At 59.8% G+C, this 15,869-nt stretch carries 14 protein-coding genes; 10 read left to right on the top strand and 4 right to left on the bottom strand.

What is annotated here, in order from left to right:
- Window positions 1-25 precede the first annotated feature (25 nt).
- The 3 genes from paaD to AB4Y71_RS03225 are packed head-to-tail and all read left to right on the top strand — an operon-like array spanning window position 26 to window position 2,484.
- On the top strand, window positions 26-523 hold the full coding sequence (gene paaD, locus AB4Y71_RS03215) for a 1,2-phenylacetyl-CoA epoxidase subunit PaaD (protein ID WP_441717933.1): 498 nt from the start codon (window positions 26-28) through the stop codon (window positions 521-523).
- Window positions 520-1,680, top strand: a complete 1,161-nt coding sequence (paaE, locus tag AB4Y71_RS03220) for a 1,2-phenylacetyl-CoA epoxidase subunit PaaE (protein WP_441717936.1) — start codon at window positions 520-522, stop codon at window positions 1,678-1,680. The genes paaD and paaE overlap by 4 nt, the downstream gene beginning before the upstream one ends.
- Before the next feature lie 18 nt (window positions 1,681-1,698).
- On the top strand, window positions 1,699-2,484 hold the full coding sequence (locus tag AB4Y71_RS03225) for an enoyl-CoA hydratase/isomerase family protein (protein WP_441717938.1): 786 nt from the start codon (window positions 1,699-1,701) through the stop codon (window positions 2,482-2,484).
- A 75-nt stretch (window positions 2,485-2,559) separates the two neighbouring features.
- Here AB4Y71_RS03225 and AB4Y71_RS03230 read toward each other — a convergent pair whose 3' ends face one another.
- The gene (locus AB4Y71_RS03230; RefSeq protein ID WP_013349765.1) at window positions 2,560-3,012 is read right to left on the bottom strand and encodes an Lrp/AsnC family transcriptional regulator; all 453 of its coding nucleotides are present in this window, start codon (window positions 3,010-3,012) and stop codon (window positions 2,560-2,562) included.
- 226 nt (window positions 3,013-3,238) lie between these two features.
- Here AB4Y71_RS03230 and pdhA point away from each other — a divergent pair, with 226 nt between their 5' ends.
- The 4 genes from pdhA to AB4Y71_RS03250 all read left to right on the top strand — a co-directional run bounded on the left by pdhA (window position 3,239) and on the right by AB4Y71_RS03250 (window position 8,163).
- Window positions 3,239-4,402, top strand: coding sequence for a pyruvate dehydrogenase (acetyl-transferring) E1 component subunit alpha (gene pdhA / locus AB4Y71_RS03235; protein ID WP_441717941.1), 1,164 nt, complete (start codon window positions 3,239-3,241; stop codon window positions 4,400-4,402).
- Window position 4,403: 1 nt separating this feature from the next.
- Window positions 4,404-5,486, top strand: coding sequence for an alpha-ketoacid dehydrogenase subunit beta (locus tag AB4Y71_RS03240; RefSeq protein WP_441717944.1), 1,083 nt, complete (start codon window positions 4,404-4,406; stop codon window positions 5,484-5,486).
- Window positions 5,487-6,896, top strand: a complete 1,410-nt coding sequence (locus AB4Y71_RS03245) for a dihydrolipoamide acetyltransferase family protein (protein ID WP_441717946.1) — start codon at window positions 5,487-5,489, stop codon at window positions 6,894-6,896. It begins immediately after the preceding gene.
- Between the two features lie 235 nt (window positions 6,897-7,131).
- The gene (locus tag AB4Y71_RS03250; RefSeq protein WP_441717948.1) at window positions 7,132-8,163 is read left to right on the top strand and encodes a DUF3093 family protein; all 1,032 of its coding nucleotides are present in this window, start codon (window positions 7,132-7,134) and stop codon (window positions 8,161-8,163) included.
- 27 nt (window positions 8,164-8,190) lie between these two features.
- Here the strand turns inward: AB4Y71_RS03250 and AB4Y71_RS03255 are convergent, their stop codons facing one another.
- On the bottom strand, window positions 8,191-9,054 hold the full coding sequence (locus tag AB4Y71_RS03255) for a phosphatase PAP2 family protein (protein WP_441717951.1): 864 nt from the start codon (window positions 9,052-9,054) through the stop codon (window positions 8,191-8,193).
- Window positions 9,055-9,134: 80 nt separating this feature from the next.
- Here AB4Y71_RS03255 and AB4Y71_RS03260 point away from each other — a divergent pair, with 80 nt between their 5' ends.
- The 3 genes from AB4Y71_RS03260 (at window position 9,135) to menD (ending at window position 14,209) form a co-directional block, all read left to right on the top strand.
- A complete protein-coding gene (locus AB4Y71_RS03260) occupies window positions 9,135-10,130 on the top strand; it encodes an o-succinylbenzoate synthase (protein WP_441717954.1) in 996 nt (331 codons plus the stop codon).
- A gap of 125 nt (window positions 10,131-10,255) precedes the next feature.
- On the top strand, window positions 10,256-12,361 hold the full coding sequence (locus AB4Y71_RS03265; protein WP_441717957.1) for a PhoX family protein: 2,106 nt from the start codon (window positions 10,256-10,258) through the stop codon (window positions 12,359-12,361).
- A 156-nt stretch (window positions 12,362-12,517) separates the two neighbouring features.
- On the top strand, window positions 12,518-14,209 hold the full coding sequence (gene menD, locus AB4Y71_RS03270; protein ID WP_441718493.1) for a 2-succinyl-5-enolpyruvyl-6-hydroxy-3-cyclohexene-1-carboxylic-acid synthase: 1,692 nt from the start codon (window positions 12,518-12,520) through the stop codon (window positions 14,207-14,209).
- Between the two features lie 70 nt (window positions 14,210-14,279).
- Here the strand turns inward: menD and AB4Y71_RS03275 are convergent, their stop codons facing one another.
- Window positions 14,280-15,062, bottom strand: a complete 783-nt coding sequence (locus AB4Y71_RS03275; RefSeq protein ID WP_134779698.1) for an amino acid ABC transporter ATP-binding protein — start codon at window positions 15,060-15,062, stop codon at window positions 14,280-14,282.
- Window positions 15,063-15,075: 13 nt separating this feature from the next.
- Window positions 15,076-15,867, bottom strand: a complete 792-nt coding sequence (locus tag AB4Y71_RS03280) for an amino acid ABC transporter permease (RefSeq protein ID WP_441717960.1) — start codon at window positions 15,865-15,867, stop codon at window positions 15,076-15,078.
- Between the last annotated feature and the right edge of the window lie 2 nt (window positions 15,868-15,869).

Here is a 15,869-nt window from a genome sequence, read left to right on the forward strand (position 1 = left end):
TCTGCCCGAAAAGGGGGACGCAGTCTTGAGCAATACGATCGCTGACGCCAAGGATCTGTTCGCCATCGCCTCCAAAGTGACCGACCCGGAAATCCCGGTGCTGTCCATTGCGGACCTGGGAATCCTGCGCGAGGTGGACCTCGATGAGGACGGAACAGTGCAGGTAGTCATCACCCCGACCTATTCAGGTTGCCCGGCGATGGATGTCATCAATGAAGATCTGTACGCCGCTTTCAAGGATGCCGGATACGAAAAGGTCAACGTCAAGCTGGTACTGACCCCAGCTTGGTCAACGGACTGGATGACCGAGGAAGGCAAGACCAAACTCGAAGAGTATGGGATTGCCCCACCTACCGGAAAGGGCCACGCCGGACGGGTCACCCTGGGCATGAGCGTGAAATGCCCGCGCTGCCACTCGCTGAACACCCGCGAGCTGGCCCGTTTCGCCTCGACCTCCTGCAAGGCGCTGTACACCTGCAAAGACTGCTTGGAACCCTTCGACTACTTCAAGGTGCTCTCATGACCGAACAAACTGCTCCAACCCGCCGCCGGGCTTCCTTCCACCGGCTCACCGTCTCGAACGTACGCCGGCTGACCAAGGACTCCATCGAAGTCAGCTTCGCCATTCCAGCGGAACTGAGCGAAGAATACGACTACGTCGCCGGCCAGTATGTGGCCTTGCGCAAGGAAATCCCCAACGCTGAGGGCGATCTCGTAGAGCTGCGCCGCTCCTACTCGATCTGCGCCGCTCCAACCGGAGACGAGATCAAGGTAGCGATCAAGCGCGACCTCGGCGGCTTGTTCTCCACCTGGGCCAACGAATCGCTGGCAGCCGGAGACCAGATTGATGTGATGAGTCCTGCCGGTGCCTTCATCTCCAAGCACAAGCTCACCCAGATCAATGACCCGTCCAGCATCGACACTTCCGCGCAGGACCGCTTTGTGGCCGTCGCCGCCGGCTCGGGCATCACCCCGGTACTGGCCATTGCCCGTACGATCCTTGAAGCCAACGAACAGACCCGCTTCGACTTGATCTATGCGAACAAGGCCGCCATGGACGTCATGTTCCTTGAAGAACTCGCTGACCTGAAAGACCGCTACCCTTCGCGACTGGCATTGCACCACGTGCTCAGCCGCGAACAGCGCATCTCGCCGCTGCTCTCGGGCCGCATCGACGCAGAAAAGTTGACCACCTTGCTGACCCATGTGGTGCAGGCGCCGAACGTGGATGAATGGTTCCTTTGCGGTCCATTCGAACTGGTGCAGCTGGTCCGCGACCAGCTGAGCAGCCTGGAAGTTCCCGCCGAGAAGGTGCGTTTCGAGCTGTTCACCACCGGCGAGCCATCCAAGCCGCAGGGGCATATCGGACGCCCGGTTCAGGTAGACGAGAATGAGGAAAGCTACGAGATCAGCTTCAACCTCGATGGGCTCAAGGGCGAAGTGAAGTCCCCGGTCCGCGCCAACGAAACCGTGCTGAACGCTGCCTTGCGCGTGCGCCCAGACGTGCCATTCGCCTGTGCCGGCGGAGTATGCGGCACCTGCCGTGCCAAGGTCACCTGCGGTACGGTCACCATGGCCGAGAACTACGCGTTGGAACCTGAGGAAGTTGAAGCCGGATACGTGCTCACCTGCCAGTCCCACCCAACTAGCGACAAGCTCAGCGTCGACTTCGACGCCTAGGAAGGCCAGGAAGCACTCATGATCGAACTGACGATAAGCGATTCCATTGCCAAGGTAGTGCTCAACGCACCGCAGAAGATGAACTCGCTGAACGAAGAAGCCTTGGCGCAGCTCTCCGAGGCCTACGACCAGGCGGCAGCCGGCGTTGCGCGGGGAACGGTGCGAGCCTTGGTGCTTTCCGGCGAAGGACGCGGGTTCTGCGCAGGACGCGACATTTCCGGTGTGAACCCTGCCGATGATGATGTCATTGGCTATCTGGATGGCAAGGTCCAGCCGCTGCTGGAAAAGATGTCCAATTTCCCGGCACCCACCTTCGGACTGGTGCAGGGCGCATGCCTCGGTGTTGGACTGGGCCTGGCGATCGCCACGGACGTGGTGTACGTGGCTGAAAATGCCAAGATCGGCTCGCCCTTTGCCAACCTCGGCGCGACCTTGGACTCCGGGGGACACTGGCTGTTCACCGAACGCCTGGGCGCGCACCGCACCTTGGACATGATCTACACCGCGGAATTGATCTCCGGGGCAGAAGCGGTTCGTTCTGGTCTGTTCTCGCGGGCATTCCCCGCTGAGCAGCTGGCGGAGCGCGGCGAGGAAATCATCGCCAAGGTAGCCCAAGGAGCCACCCAGGCATTCGTTGCTTCCAAGCAGCTGGTCAAGGAAATCCGCGACCAGCGCGTGGGACTGTGGGACTCCATGCACACTGAAAATCGTGCCCAGGCAGCCCTGTGCGACACCGCTGACTATGCCGAAGGATTCAAATCCTTCCAAGAGAAGCGCAAGCCGGTCTTCACCGGTAAGAAGTAACCGCTCAAAACACATCAAAGGAGCACCCGGATCCATGATCCGGGTGCTCCTTTGGCGTTAATGCGAAAAAACTGATCAGCGGGTATCGGTGTCTTCGAAGATCAGCAGGGTCTGGGTATCTAGGACCGTAGGCAAAGACTGCAGTTGTTCAAAAACTACGCGGCGCAGATCCAAATTGTCTTTGGCACGGACCAGCAAGATCACATCGAAATTGCCGCCCACCAGTCCCACATGGTGAACCTCGGGAATCGACGCAAGGTGGTCGCGCAGCTCGCGCCAAGAATGCTGGCGGAGTTTCAGCGTCACGTAAGCGCTGGCCTTAAGACCAGCCTTGACCGGATCAATCACCGCCGTATACCGGGTGATCACCCCGGCATCTTGGAGCTTGGCGATACGGGAATAGGCGTGTGCACGCGATACATGCACCTTTTGTGCCACGGTGGTGACCGACTGGCGTCCATCGCTGGTGAGTTCAGCGAGGATCGCATGGTCGACATCATCGAGTTTTAGCTCCGCTTCCGCGGCCATGGATACTCCTTGGTGACGTGTCGGACGTCTCTTATCCAAACACAATCTAATGAAACTTTTCGTCTACGAGTATACGGATACCAAACGCAACTTTCCACGATTCCACGCCGGACTGGATACAGAATGCCACTCATACCCATAATTGATAGCAAATGATGTTTAGGTGAAATGAGTCACAAGCGGTTGTGCTCATGGACCGAGCCAGAACCACGAAAGGTGGGAGAACATGAGCACTGACGCACACGCAGATCGCATCTCTGATGTCAGCAAGAAATTCGGGATTACCCCTGAAGATTACATGCTGCCAGCACGCCACATGATCAACCTGTTGAACCCGGACGGCACCTTGCGCCCAGAAGATCAGCAGGGCACTGAGCCAGGCCACGAATATCCGTTGCCTAGCCCTGCCCGGCTGCTGGAAGCCTACTCGGCTCTGGTGACCGGTCGCCGGGTCAACGACCAGAACTCCGCACTGGTTCGCCAGGGCCGCATGGCCGTGTACCCATCCAGCCATGGACAGGAAGCCTGCCAGGTGGCAGCCTCCCTGTGCCTGGGCGAAGGCGACTGGCTTTTCCCCACCTACCGCGACACCGTAGCGGTACTGGCCAAGGGCGTTGCCCCGATGGAAGTCATGACCAGCTTCCGCGGCGAATGGCACTGCGGCTACGATCCGAAGGCCTATAACTGCGCACCGATGTCGACCCCGCTGACCACCCAGCTGCTACACGCAGTAGGCGTGGCCCATGCAGCCAAGCTGCGCGGTGAAGACACCGTGGTCGTGGCCATGTGCGGCGACGGCGCCACCAGCGAGGGCGACTTCCACGAAGCACTGAACTTCGCTGCAGTCTTCAACCTGCCCGTGATCTTCTTCGTGCAGAACAACAAGTACGCCATCTCCGTTCCGCTCTCCCAGCAGAGCGCCGCCCCATCGCTTGCCCACAAGGCTGTTGGCTACGGCATGGCCGGCGAGCGCGTAGACGGCAACGATTTGATGGCATTGATGGCCATCATGACCCGTGCGGTGCGCATGGCCCGCGAAGGCAACGGTCCGCTGCTGATCGAGGCGCACACCTACCGCATGCAGGCGCACACCAACGCCGATGACGACAAGCGCTACCGCGAGGACTCGGAGGTCCAGGAATGGATCGCCAAGGACCCGGTAACCCGCATGAAGGCGTACCTGGATGATGCTGGACTCTTGAGCGATGAAACCGTCACCAAGATCACCGCAGATGCCGAAGCGGTCGCCAAGACCCTGCGCGATGGCATGAACCAAGAAGCAAACACCGACCCGCGTGAGCTCTTCGAGCATGTCTACTCCACCAAGAGCCCGCAGCTGAGCGAGCAGCAAGCCATGCTCGTCGACGAACTAGACCGTGAGGAGGCCTAAGATGACTGCCACGACTTCGCGCCTGAACCCGAACGTCAGCGCTGCCACCGCGCGTGCCGCAGCCAAGGCTGCAAATGAACACCAGCCGGTGACCTTCGGCAAGGCGCTGAATACCGCCTTGGCTGATGCCCTGGTTGCCGATAACTCGGTAGTGATCTTTGGTGAGGATGTGGGCACCCTCGGTGGTGTTTTCCGCATCACCGACGGGCTGACCGCACGGTTCGGTTCCGAACGCTGCTTTGACACCCCGCTGGCTGAATCCGGTATTGTCGGCATGGCCGTAGGCATGGCCATTAACGGCATGCGCCCGGTCATCGAGATGCAGTTCGACGCGTTCGCCTACCCGGCCTTCGAGCAAATCGCCTCGCATGTGGCCAAGATGCGCAACCGTACCCAGGGCAAGCTGAACCTGCCGATGGTCATCCGCATTCCCTACGCCGGTGGCGTGGGCGGCGTGGAACACCACTGCGATTCCTCGGAAGCATACTATGCGCACACTCCGGGCCTGAAGGTCTTCACCCCTTCATGCGTTGAAGATGCCTACCTGATGCTGCGCGAAGCTATTGACTCCGAGGATCCGGTGGTCTTCTTCGAACCGAAGAAGCTGTACTGGTCCAAGGAACAGGTCGACCTGCAGCAGCTGGCTGATCAGTATGAAGCCAAGAAGTCCGCGAAGACCGAAGGCCAGGTACGCATTGCCCGTCCGGGCAGCGACGCCACGCTGATTACCTACGGTCCTAGCGTCTCGACCGCACTGGAAGCTGCCAAGCTGGCTGCCGAAGACGGCATCAGCTTGGAAGTCATCGATATCCGCAGCATTGTGCCTTTTGATGATCAGGCCGTATGCGCTTCGGTACGCAAGACCGGCCGGGCCATCGTCGTTGCTGAAGCCCAGGGCTTCGCCTCGGTTGCCAGTGAAATCGTCGCTCGTGTCCAGGAGCGTTGCTTCCACTCGTTGGCAGCCCCAGTGCTGCGCGTGACCGGATTCGATATTCCTTATCCTGCACCGACCTTGGAGAAGTTCCACTTGCCAAGCGCCGAACGTATTCTCGACGCGGTTGAACAGCTTCAGTGGGAGGCGTAAATGAGTATCAAGACTTTCCTTTTGCCAGACCTTGGAGAAGGGCTGACCGAAGCCGAACTGGTGCGCTGGATGGTTGCTGCCGGTGATGAAGTTGCGGTGGACCAGCCTATTGCCGAGGTGGAAACGGCCAAGTCCCTGGTGGAGATCCCTTGCCCCTTCGAAGGTGTAGTTTCTACGCTTCATGGGGAAGCTGGCCAGATGATGCTGGTGGATGAACCATTCATTTCGGTGAACACCGGTGGTGAAGAAGCTCCGGAGCCGGCAGCTCAAGAAGCTGAACGCGCGCAGTCCTACCGTGAAGAAGAGCGGGCTGGTACTCAGGTACCTGCGGACGAGGAAGCTGCAGAGGATGAGGGCAGCGGCAACGTGCTCATTGGCTACGGAACCTCCAATGCGAAGCGCAAATCCAGCCGTCGGCGCAAGCCTCGCGGTGGCGTAGCAGCCAGCGCGGCGCACGCGCCAAGCGAGGCGGTTCGCGTGATCAACCCGCTGGTGCGCAAGCTGGCGCGGGATAACGCTTTGGATATCAACGCTGTTCAAGGAACTGGTCCGGATGGGTTGGTGCTGCGCACTGATGTGGAGGCTGCGTTGGCGGCTCCTGCACAGCAGCCGGCAACCGGTGCCAAGGATGCTGTTGCGGCACCAGCGGCAATCGCTGCCGTGGCACCGTTGCCTAAAGCAGGCGCGGCAGATTCGAAGACCGGACTGCCCGTTGCTTCGTCCCAGGTGCTTTCCGGTGTGCGCAAGACCATTGCCAATGCGATGAGCACTTCCCGCCGTGAGATTCCTGAAGCGACCGTGTGGGTGGATGTGGATGTCACGAAGCTGCTGAAGCTGCGCAAGAAGATCAAGGAAGCCCAAGGCCAAGCCCCAAGCGTCATGGCCTTGATTTCCCGTTTTGCCGTGGCTGGTTTGCAGCGTTTCCCTGAGCTGAACAGCCGTATTGAGGTTGAAGCCGATGGGGGATTGCGTCATACCGTCTTCCAGGGTGTAAACCTCGGATTCGCGGCCCAGACCGACCGCGGCCTGGTGGTTCCGAATGTGCGCGATGCCCACAAGCTGAACGCCAATGAGCTGTCAGCCGAGTTCGCACGCCTGGCCTCGGTGGCACGCGAAGGCAAGGCTGGCGTAGCCGACCTGTCTGGCAGCACCTTCACCATCAACAACTACGGTGTGTTCAATGTCGATGGCTCCGCGGCTATCATCAACTACCCGGAAGCAGCCATTCTGGGCCTGGGGCGCATCATCGAAAAGCCGTGGGTGGTCAATGGGAAGATCAAGGTCCGTTCCATCTGCGAAATGACCTTGAGCTTCGATCACCGGGTCTGCGATGGCGGAACTGCCGCAGGCTTCATGCGCTATGTTGCTGATGCCATGACCGATCCAAAGAGTGCTTTGGCGTCGCTCTAGCGCCAGCATCGTTCAGTTCTCGCTCTTAGGAGTGATATTGATGCCCGTCGAACCGGAAATGGTTTGTCGGGCATCACCCTTTGTGCTGATATTTAACTAATGCTCGATCATTTATTCCCTTGTCAAATACGGATCGTTAGGATGGTATGAACAAGAATTTAGAGCTTTGAAGCATCTGAGTTGTGTGCTGGTCTGCTCAAAAAGCGTATGAGGGCAACGGGAACAGGGGACTGGAATGGCAACGCCAAACATGGAAATCAAGAACAAGACGGTGGTTATCCTGCTGGTTATTCTTCCCGCGGCTATCGTGGCGATCTGCTACGCCCTGCTTTCCGGCAAACTTCCAGAGATGACCGCCACGCACTGGGGCTCAACCTCAACCTACCCGGACGGGTTTACCCGTACTGCGGTCTTCGTCCCGGTGTGCATCGGGCTGAGCATCCTCGGCGCCGCCGTGGGCTTGGTCTCGCTGCGCCTGCGCAACAACCTGGGCCTGCTCGTCGGGCTGCTCTTTGCCGGCGGAGTGCTCTCCTGGACCACGGCCGGTGTCTTCGTCGGTTCGGCTGTGCCTACCGCGCTCGCCGAGTCAGCTGAAACTGCGGTGATCGGCGGCATGATGATCGTGATGATTATGTGTTCGCTGATGGGCCTGGTCCCGCTGTGGATCAGCGGCATCTATCAGCAGTACGCCAAGGACTTCAACGCGCAGCGTCAGGCACGAATTGATCAGGCCCAAGGGATCTCGCGGCAACCCGTGGTGCAGGAGGAAGCCATGGTTCAGCAAGAATTCAAGCAGAGCATGGCAGCACCGTGGTGGATGTGGCTGCTTTGCCTTGTGGTGCCCGGGGTGCTTGTCGTTGCGGTGCTCTTGCCGATGGTGACCGGTGAAAGCCAGGACAGCGGCATCGCAAGTCAGATCTTTACCGGTGTACTCTGCCTGCTGGTCTGCGTGCTGATGCTGAGCCTGGTCTGGATCCGTGTATCCATCAAGAAAGACCGGTTCCGTGTTTCCTCCGCGGTACTGGGCTTCCCGATGCGGACCATCGATGCGGCAGACATTGAATCTGTCACCAGCGAAAAGATCGTTCCCATGATGTGGGGAGGCTGGGGCTGGCGAATTATTCCTGGTGGATCGGCCATCGTGATGAAAGAACACGAAGGCCTTGTCTTCGAGCTGAAGAACAGGAAGCGTTTCGCCGTGACCATCCCAGAATCTCAGCAGGCCGCCCAACTGCTTAACGCACGCTTAGCTCGCACAGCACACTAGGACACAAGACCTTGGATGGATCGTGCGTTAGCGGTTGAACGTTCGCATGGGACCAATAACCACCGAACGCAACAGCAAACCGGATATCAGTGATGCCGCCACGACATGGATGATCCCCAAGATTGCGTAGATCAATTGCAAGGACTCCGGAATCTTCTGGATATGTGGATGCGGCAAGACAAAGAACAGCCCGAGCACCACAGCCCAGATGATCAAGCTGCCAGCCCCGACCTTTCTGGACCAACCGCTCTTGGGCACTTCGTGGCTCAGCGGCTGGATCCGCTGGAGTACCACCGAGGCAATGACCAACCAGAACGCTGCCACCATGAAACCGGCTGCAATGTCACTGGGGCGGTGCCAGCCGCACACCAAGGTGGCCACACCGGTAACCGTGGCAAACAGCCAAGCGATTGGCTGCACCACCGGACGCAGCTTCGGCGGCGAGACCAGGTACATCAAGCCCATCGCGGCCGCCGCTGCGGTGGTATGTCCTGAGGGGAAAGAATTCCCTGTTGTCCCGAAGTTGAAATCCGGACGGGCCAGAATCTCGTGCTTGAGCAGCTGCGTGCTGCCGGCCGCGGCTCCCGCGGCGAGAATTGCGACGATTGCACGCAGGAAACGGCGGTCGCGGATGACACGATAAAGCAAGAATACGGCCGCGATAGCCGCACAGATTACCGGCAGCAGATCCAGGAATTCACGGACTGGGTTGAGCAGATCGGTGCGTGGCCACCAATGGGACCATGCAATGAACCCTGCCTGGTCAGCCCATTGCCCGACACGCTGTTGAACGAAAAATACGTATTCGATGCAGAAGAGCGAAATCAGCAGAAGCAGGGCCCACCACCACCTGATGTGGTGTGGGCGTGGAGATGCTGATCGGCGAGCCATACTTCTAGGGTGTCATATCAGGCACGGTGGACGGCATAGTTCAGGCGTGTAACCATGCCCACGATCGCTAGGCTTAGTACATGAGCTTTGAACTTCCGCCGCTTGAAGAACTGCTGGCCAATTCGCACGTTGTCCGCCTGCCGATGCGGGTGAGATTCCGTGGAGTCACCCAGCGCGAAGCACTGTTGATCAAGGGGCCGGCCGGGTGGGGCGAGTTTTCTGCCTTTACCGAATATAAACCGGCAGAAGCCGCACGCTGGCTGGCAGCCGGCATCGAAGCAGCTTATCAGCCGTTCCCGGAACCGCTGCGCACCAGCATCCCGGTCAACGCCACCTTGCCTGCAGTCGACGCGAAAGATGTCGGCGCTGTGCTGGAACGCTACGACGCGCCGCACACTATCAAGATCAAGGTGGCCGAAAAAGGCCAGGACCTAGCCCAGGACCTGGCCCGGGTGGCAGAAACCCGGCGGCTCTACCCCCAAGCAGCCCTGCGGGTCGACGCAAATATGGGCTGGGATATCAACCAAGCGGTCCCGGCGTTGAAAGCACTGAGCCAATACCAATTGCAGTACGCCGAACAGCCAGTTCCGGGCATTACCGGACTGGCCGAAGTCCGTGAGCAGCTGCGCAATGCCGGCAACCCGTTGAAGATCGCTGCGGATGAGGCAGTGCGCAAGCATACCGACCCCTTGGAAGTCTCGCGATTGGGCGCAGCTGATCTGATGATCATCAAAGCCCAGCCCTTGGGCGGCATCGACGCGGTGCTGGAGATCGCCAAGCAGGCGGAACTCGATGTTGTCGTCTCCAGTGCCTTGGATACCTCGGTAGGACTGGCTCAGGCTGCCGCCTTGGCCAGCGCGCTGCCCCAGCTGCCCTACGCCTGCGGACTGTCCACCGCCACCTTGTTCGCTAATGACATTTGTGCCCAGCCTTTGCTGGCCACCGCGGGATACTTGCCTGTACGGCGAGTTGAGCCAGATCACCAGAAATTGGAGACGCTTCGTCCACGAGAAGACCGAGTGCAGTGGTGGATGAAGCGTTTGGAAAACTGCTATGCGGAGCTGACTAGGGGATAGTCCTTTGTAGCAAGCTGTTTCCCCTGCGTTAACCTTTGCGTTGCATTTAGAACACTTCCAAGTGAAAACCTCAGTTCGAGTCATTCCCCTGACGAGAAGCCAAATACTGAGGAAGTGAGTGGATCATGAATCCAACCCGTACCCTTTTGCCAATGCTGGGCCACACCCGTGGCGGTCGTTCTGCTGCAACTTGCCACTTCAAGTGCGCCGACGCTTGCACCAAGCCAGATTGCAATACCTCATCCAACGGCTATTTCAAGGACATCGCCGATAAGTCGCTCTCCCGCCGCAGCATGCTGGGACTGAGCGCAGTCGGCGCCTCGGCACTGGTGATCGGCCCGCAGCTCTTCGGCGCCGCAGACGCCACTGCCGCACCACTGGTGCCGATGGCGCCGGGCAAGGGCGGCCAGCTGCCATTCGATGCCATTGAGCCGGTATCGCGTTCGGTGGATACCGTCACTGTTCCTGAAGGATATGACTGGAACACGATCATTCGCTGGGGCGATCCGATTTTCAAGAACACCCCCGAATTCGATGCTTCCAAGCAGAGTGCGCGCAAGCAGGCCGAACAGTTCGGCTACAACTGCGACTACCTGGACATCATCGTGGACAAGTACTCGGGCCGCACCGGCGTGCTGGTGGCCAATCACGAGTACACCAACGAAGACATGATGTTTGATGCAGCCTGGTTCGAAGCGAACAAGGAAGAAGCGCGCAAGATTGCGATGAACGCTCACGGCTTCTCCGTGGTTGAGGTCAAGCGGAAGAAGAATGACAAGAAGTGGAGCTACGTGCAGGGTGGCGAGCGCAACCGCCGCATCACCGCCAGCACCGAATTCCTGGTTGACGGCCCGGCCGCAGGCAGCGACCTGCTCAAGACCGTCGCAGACCCAAGCGGCTCCAAGGTCCTGGGTACTTTGAATAACTGCGCCGGCGGCACCACTCCATGGGGCACCGTCCTGTCCGGTGAAGAGAACTTCGACCAGTACTTCCGCGGCAAGGGCACCGCAGAGGAATCCCGCTACGGCATCGGCACCGCGGCAACCGGCCGTGGCTGGGAAGAAAGCGACCCGCGCTTCGGCCTGAACAACGCCGGCTATGAGAATGAAGCCAACCGCTTCGGCTGGGTGGTCGAAATTGATCCGCAGGATCCAAAGTCCACCCCGGTCAAGCACACCAGCCTGGGCCGCTTCAAGCACGAAGGCGCCAACGTGCGCATCGCCAAGAACGGCAAGGCCGTTGCCTACTCCGGTGATGACTCGCGCTTCGAGTACCTGTACAAGTTCGTCTCGAAGAACACCTACTCCAAGCACGATCGCAAGCAGAACATGACCCTGCTCTCCGAGGGTGACCTATACGTTGCCAAGTTCACCGGCAACTCGCCGGCAAGCGAATTCGATGGCAGCGGCGCGGTCCCATCCGATGGGGCTTTTGACGGCATGGGCAGCTGGCTGCCACTGGTGAAGAACGGCGAATCCAAGGTCGAAGGCATGAGCGTGGCCGAAGTACTGGTTTACACCCGCCTGGCAGCTGACAAGGCCGGGGCCACCAAGCTGGACCGCCCTGAAGATGTCGAGCCAAGCCCGGTATCGGGCAGGGTCTACGTGGCATTGACCAATAACAGTGACCGCGGTAAGGATGGCAAGGAAGGGGCAACCGAGGTCAGCCCTCGGGTACGCAACCGCGATGGCCACGTCCTGGAAATCACCGAGGCCGGCAACGATGCCACCGCAGCGAAGTTCACCTGGAACATCCTGCTGGTTGCCGGCGACCCAGCGGTCAACGGCTCCACCTACTTCTCGGGCTACCCAGCTGAGAAGGTCTCGCCGATCTCCTGCCCGGATAACCTGGCCTTTGACTCCAAGGGCAACCTGTGGATCTCCACCGACGGCGCCCCAGGCACCATCGGCTACTCCGACGCGCTGCACAAGGTCACCCTGACCGGCAAGAACCGTGGCCGTGTCGAGCAGTTCCTGGCCGTGCCAACCGGTGCGGAGACCTGTGGCCCGCTGATCCACGACAAGGACAACTCGGTCTTCGTCTCGGTGCAGCACCCGGGTGAGGGTGGCAGCTTCGCAGCCCCGAGCTCGCTGTTCCCGGACTTCGTGAAGAATGCCGCAGATGCCGGTAAGGGCGAGTTCTACGGCCCACGCCCATCGGTAGTCCAGGTCTTCAAAGAAGAATCCAAGCCAGGCAAGGGCAAGGGCAAAGGCAAGGGACACAATAAGTAGGCAGTCCTAGTCCAAAGCCCAGGGGCGCAGCCAGAATCCCAGAAGGGATCCTGGCTGCGCCCATTGCTGTTCCTTCGTCGGTGCTCAGGCGGTCCACGGCATAGACTTGGATCATTGCCTTCAGCTTTGAAATCTAAGGAGTCGCACCGCGTGGGAATGCAGCAACCTGACGAGCAGCGCGCCATCACTACAGCTCGCCACGTGCTCTCCGGGCTGATCCGGGCAGGGATCCGGGATCTGGTGATTTCACCAGGTTCGCGCAGTGCCCCTCTGGCCTACGCGGCAGCCGAGGCGGAAGCTGCCGGGATCTTGGACATCCATGTACGCATCGATGAACGCTCGGCAGCCTTCATGGCCCTGGGCCTCTCCCAAAGCACCGGCAGGCCGGTAGCGTTGGCAGCGACCAGCGGCTCAGCCATCGGACAGATGCTGCCAGCGGTGATGGAAGCCAATCACACCGCCACCCCGTTGCTGGTGCTCTCTGCAGACCGCCCAGATGAATTGCACGGCACCGGCGCGAGCCAAAGCACGAGGCAGAAAAACCTCTTTGGCGAACACGTCCGCCTCGCTGCCAACGTTGCCGCCGGGGCTGATCCCGGAGACCAAGTGCAGCAGGCATTGGCTGCGTTGGCTGGAGACCAGCACAGCGCGGCTGGACCAGTCCAGCTGAACCTGCAATTCCGCGACCCGCTGGTCCCCGCCCCGCAGGAGCGGATCATTGGGCAAGCATGGACGGCAATCGAGCCTGGAGTATGGCAAGGATCTGCGCCCGCGCAGCAGCTGGGAATGCCAGCCCAAGACCTGGTCCCTCGACGGACCGTAGTCATTGCCGGACATGGCGCCGGGGCAGAAGCACAACGGTTCGCCCAAGAACTGGGACTGCCATTATTTGCCGAGCCATCGTCAAATGCACGCTTCTCGGCTAATGCCATTGGCCATTACCGCCCGCTGATTGCGGTGGGCATGGACCACATTGAACGCGTAGTGCTCTTTGGCCGTCCAACGTTGAGCCGTCCGGTGGGCAAGCTGCTGGCCAACCCGGTGATCGACTCGGTGATTTGGCAGCCTGCACCGGTGGCCTGGTACGAGGCGGGAAGGCGCCGCGAAACCCCGGTTAGCTCGTGGGGCCAATTACAGGAGTTTGCCGGTACCGGAGCGGAGAACTGGCTGGCATCGTGGCAGCAGTTAGACGCCCAGGCGCTGCAAGTGCGCCAGGGCCTGAAGCATGAGTCAGCCATTACCGGGGTGGATGTCGCCGAAGCTATCTGGGAGCATTCCCCGGAGGTACTGCTGCTTGGCTCCTCGAACATCGTGCGCGACTTCGATTTGGCTGCCCGCCCGGCAGCCAAACGAAGCATGGCCGCCTATGCAAACCGTGGCTTGGCCGGGATTGATGGAACCATCGCGACGGCTTTGGGCCTGGCTCAAGGCAGCAAGCAACGCACCCTTGCAGTGATGGGGGATATTACTTTCGCCCATGATGCCAGTTCGCTGTCCTGGACTCCCGGCGAAGAACAGCCCCGGGTGGACCTCGTGGTCTACAACGATGGGGGAGGAGCAATCTTCTCCACCTTGGAGCACGGTGAGGTGGATGCTTCGGGCCAGTACGCCAACGCCGTGGAGCGGCTCTTCGCCACTGCACAACAGCTGAGCCTGCCTGCGCTCGCCGAGGCCTACGGCTGGCAGTATGCCAAGGCTTCCAGCAAGGCCCAGCTGAGCGCGGTATTGGCGGCACCTAAGCCGCAGAACTTGCGCTTGATTGAAGTGCTCGCATCGAGAAGTAGCCTGCGGGCAGAGAATCTTGAATTGAATCAAAAGATCGGCCAACTTTCCTGGCCTCGGGTTTAGGGCAAAAGAAATTCCCCTATGTTCTCCGTCGGCAAGATGGAGAGCGCAGGGGAATTTTCTTGGCTATGGCCTAGATGTCCACGTGGGTTGGATCCAGCACGCGGCGCAGGAAGTCCTGGGTACGCGGCTGCTGCGGGTTGCCGATGACATCCACAGCCTTGCCCTCTTCAACCACGACGCCGCCGTCCATGAAGAACACCCGGTCAGCAACTTCCTTGGCGAAAGCCATCTCGTGGGTGACCACCAGCATGGTCATGCCGGCCTGGGCCAGGTTCTTCATGATGGAGAGCACTTCACCGACGGTTTCCGGGTCCAACGCACTGGTTGGCTCATCGAAGAGCATCAGGGTTGGTTCCATGGACAGCGCACGGGCGATGGCCACGCGCTGCTGCTGGCCGCCAGAGAGCTGATCAGGGTAGCGGTCACCGAAGTCGCCCAGGCCTACGCGTTCTAGGTGCCTGAGTGCGACCTTTTCAGCTTCAGCCTTCTTGCGCTTGAGCACCTTGATGGGGGAGATGGTGCAGTTCTCCAGCACGGTCAGGTGCGGGAAGAGGTTGAACTGCTGGAAGACCATGCCCACCTGCTGGCGCATCTTATCCAGGTTCACCTCGGGGTCGGTGGCATTGAAGCCACCGACCATGATGGTGCCGCCATTAGGCTGCTCCAGCAGATTCACGCAACGCAGCAGGGTGGACTTGCCAGAACCGGACGGGCCGATCAGGCAGACTACCTCGCCGGGAGCAACGTTGAGGTCAATGCCCTTGAGCACCTCGTTGCTGCCGTACGACTTGCGCAGTCCGGTGATTTCCACGCCCGAAGCATGGACTGAAAGATCATTAGTGTCAGTCGACATTTTCAAGTCCTATCTATCGCTTGGTCTTTGCGGCGCGGGATTCAAATTTGCGGGCTACCAAGCTCAGCGGGATGGTGATGACCAGGTAGAACAGGCCGGCGACAACCAGCGGGGTAATGCCGGCATCAATCTGCGAAATACCATCACGGCCGAACTTGGTCATTTCGTACTGCGCCATCGAGGCACCGAGGATGAACGCCAAGGAGGTGTCCTTGGTCAGCAAGATGATCTCATTGGTCATCGGTGGAAGCACGATCTTGAATGCCTGGGGGATCACGATGGTGACCATGGCACGCCATGCTGGCATGCCCAGCGAACGTGCGGCTTCGGTCTGGCCCTTGGGCACTGCCTGCAGGCCTGCGCGCAGGGTTTCAGCGATGTAGGCAGCCGAGACCAGACCTAGGGCGGACATGACGTTTACTGGCTGTGGCCACTGGGTTCCGAAGGCCTGAGGCAAGCCGAAACCGAAGGCCAAGAGGACCAGGATGGCTGGAATGCCTCGGAAGAATTCAATGAATGCGGTTGCGAACCAGCGGTAGGGCGCGAAGGACGCCATTTTCATCAGGGCAAGGAGCAGGCCCAGAATGAGGCCAAAGGCGAAGGAGATGATGGTGTAGAAGATGGTGTTCTTCAAACCGACCAGGATCATGCCCGGGAACATCGGCCCCAATTTGTCGAACGAGAAGAAGGCGTAAGCGGCCTTATCCCAGTCAACTGCAAAGAGCAGGGCGATGATCGCAATAACGAAGATGGCGAGTTGGATGGTCTTGCTCATGCGGGCGCGCTGACTTGTAGTCATAGCCATGG

It is taken from the genome of Glutamicibacter sp. MCAF14 (genome assembly GCF_052114325.1).
GTDB lineage: Bacteria > Actinomycetota > Actinomycetes > Actinomycetales > Micrococcaceae > Glutamicibacter > Glutamicibacter arilaitensis.

Excerpts from the sequence above, each read along its gene's own strand:
- paaE (WP_441717936.1), top strand. The coding sequence starts at position 520 with ATGACCGAACAAACTGCTCCAACCCGCCGCCGGGCTTCCTTCCACCGG.
- AB4Y71_RS03225 (WP_441717938.1), top strand. The coding sequence starts at position 1,699 with ATGATCGAACTGACGATAAGCGATTCCATTGCCAAGGTAGTGCTCAAC.
- AB4Y71_RS03230 (WP_013349765.1), bottom strand. The coding sequence starts at position 3,012 with ATGGCCGCGGAAGCGGAGCTAAAACTCGATGATGTCGACCATGCGATC.
- pdhA (WP_441717941.1), top strand. The coding sequence starts at position 3,239 with ATGAGCACTGACGCACACGCAGATCGCATCTCTGATGTCAGCAAGAAA.
- AB4Y71_RS03240 (WP_441717944.1), top strand. The coding sequence starts at position 4,404 with ATGACTGCCACGACTTCGCGCCTGAACCCGAACGTCAGCGCTGCCACC.
- AB4Y71_RS03245 (WP_441717946.1), top strand. The coding sequence starts at position 5,487 with ATGAGTATCAAGACTTTCCTTTTGCCAGACCTTGGAGAAGGGCTGACC.
- AB4Y71_RS03250 (WP_441717948.1), top strand. The coding sequence starts at position 7,132 with ATGGCAACGCCAAACATGGAAATCAAGAACAAGACGGTGGTTATCCTG.
- AB4Y71_RS03255 (WP_441717951.1), bottom strand. The coding sequence starts at position 9,054 with ATGGCTCGCCGATCAGCATCTCCACGCCCACACCACATCAGGTGGTGG.
- AB4Y71_RS03260 (WP_441717954.1), top strand. The coding sequence starts at position 9,135 with ATGAGCTTTGAACTTCCGCCGCTTGAAGAACTGCTGGCCAATTCGCAC.
- AB4Y71_RS03265 (WP_441717957.1), top strand. The coding sequence starts at position 10,256 with ATGAATCCAACCCGTACCCTTTTGCCAATGCTGGGCCACACCCGTGGC.
- menD (WP_441718493.1), top strand. The coding sequence starts at position 12,518 with ATGCAGCAACCTGACGAGCAGCGCGCCATCACTACAGCTCGCCACGTG.
- AB4Y71_RS03275 (WP_134779698.1), bottom strand. The coding sequence starts at position 15,062 with ATGTCGACTGACACTAATGATCTTTCAGTCCATGCTTCGGGCGTGGAA.
- AB4Y71_RS03280 (WP_441717960.1), bottom strand. The coding sequence starts at position 15,867 with ATGGCTATGACTACAAGTCAGCGCGCCCGCATGAGCAAGACCATCCAA.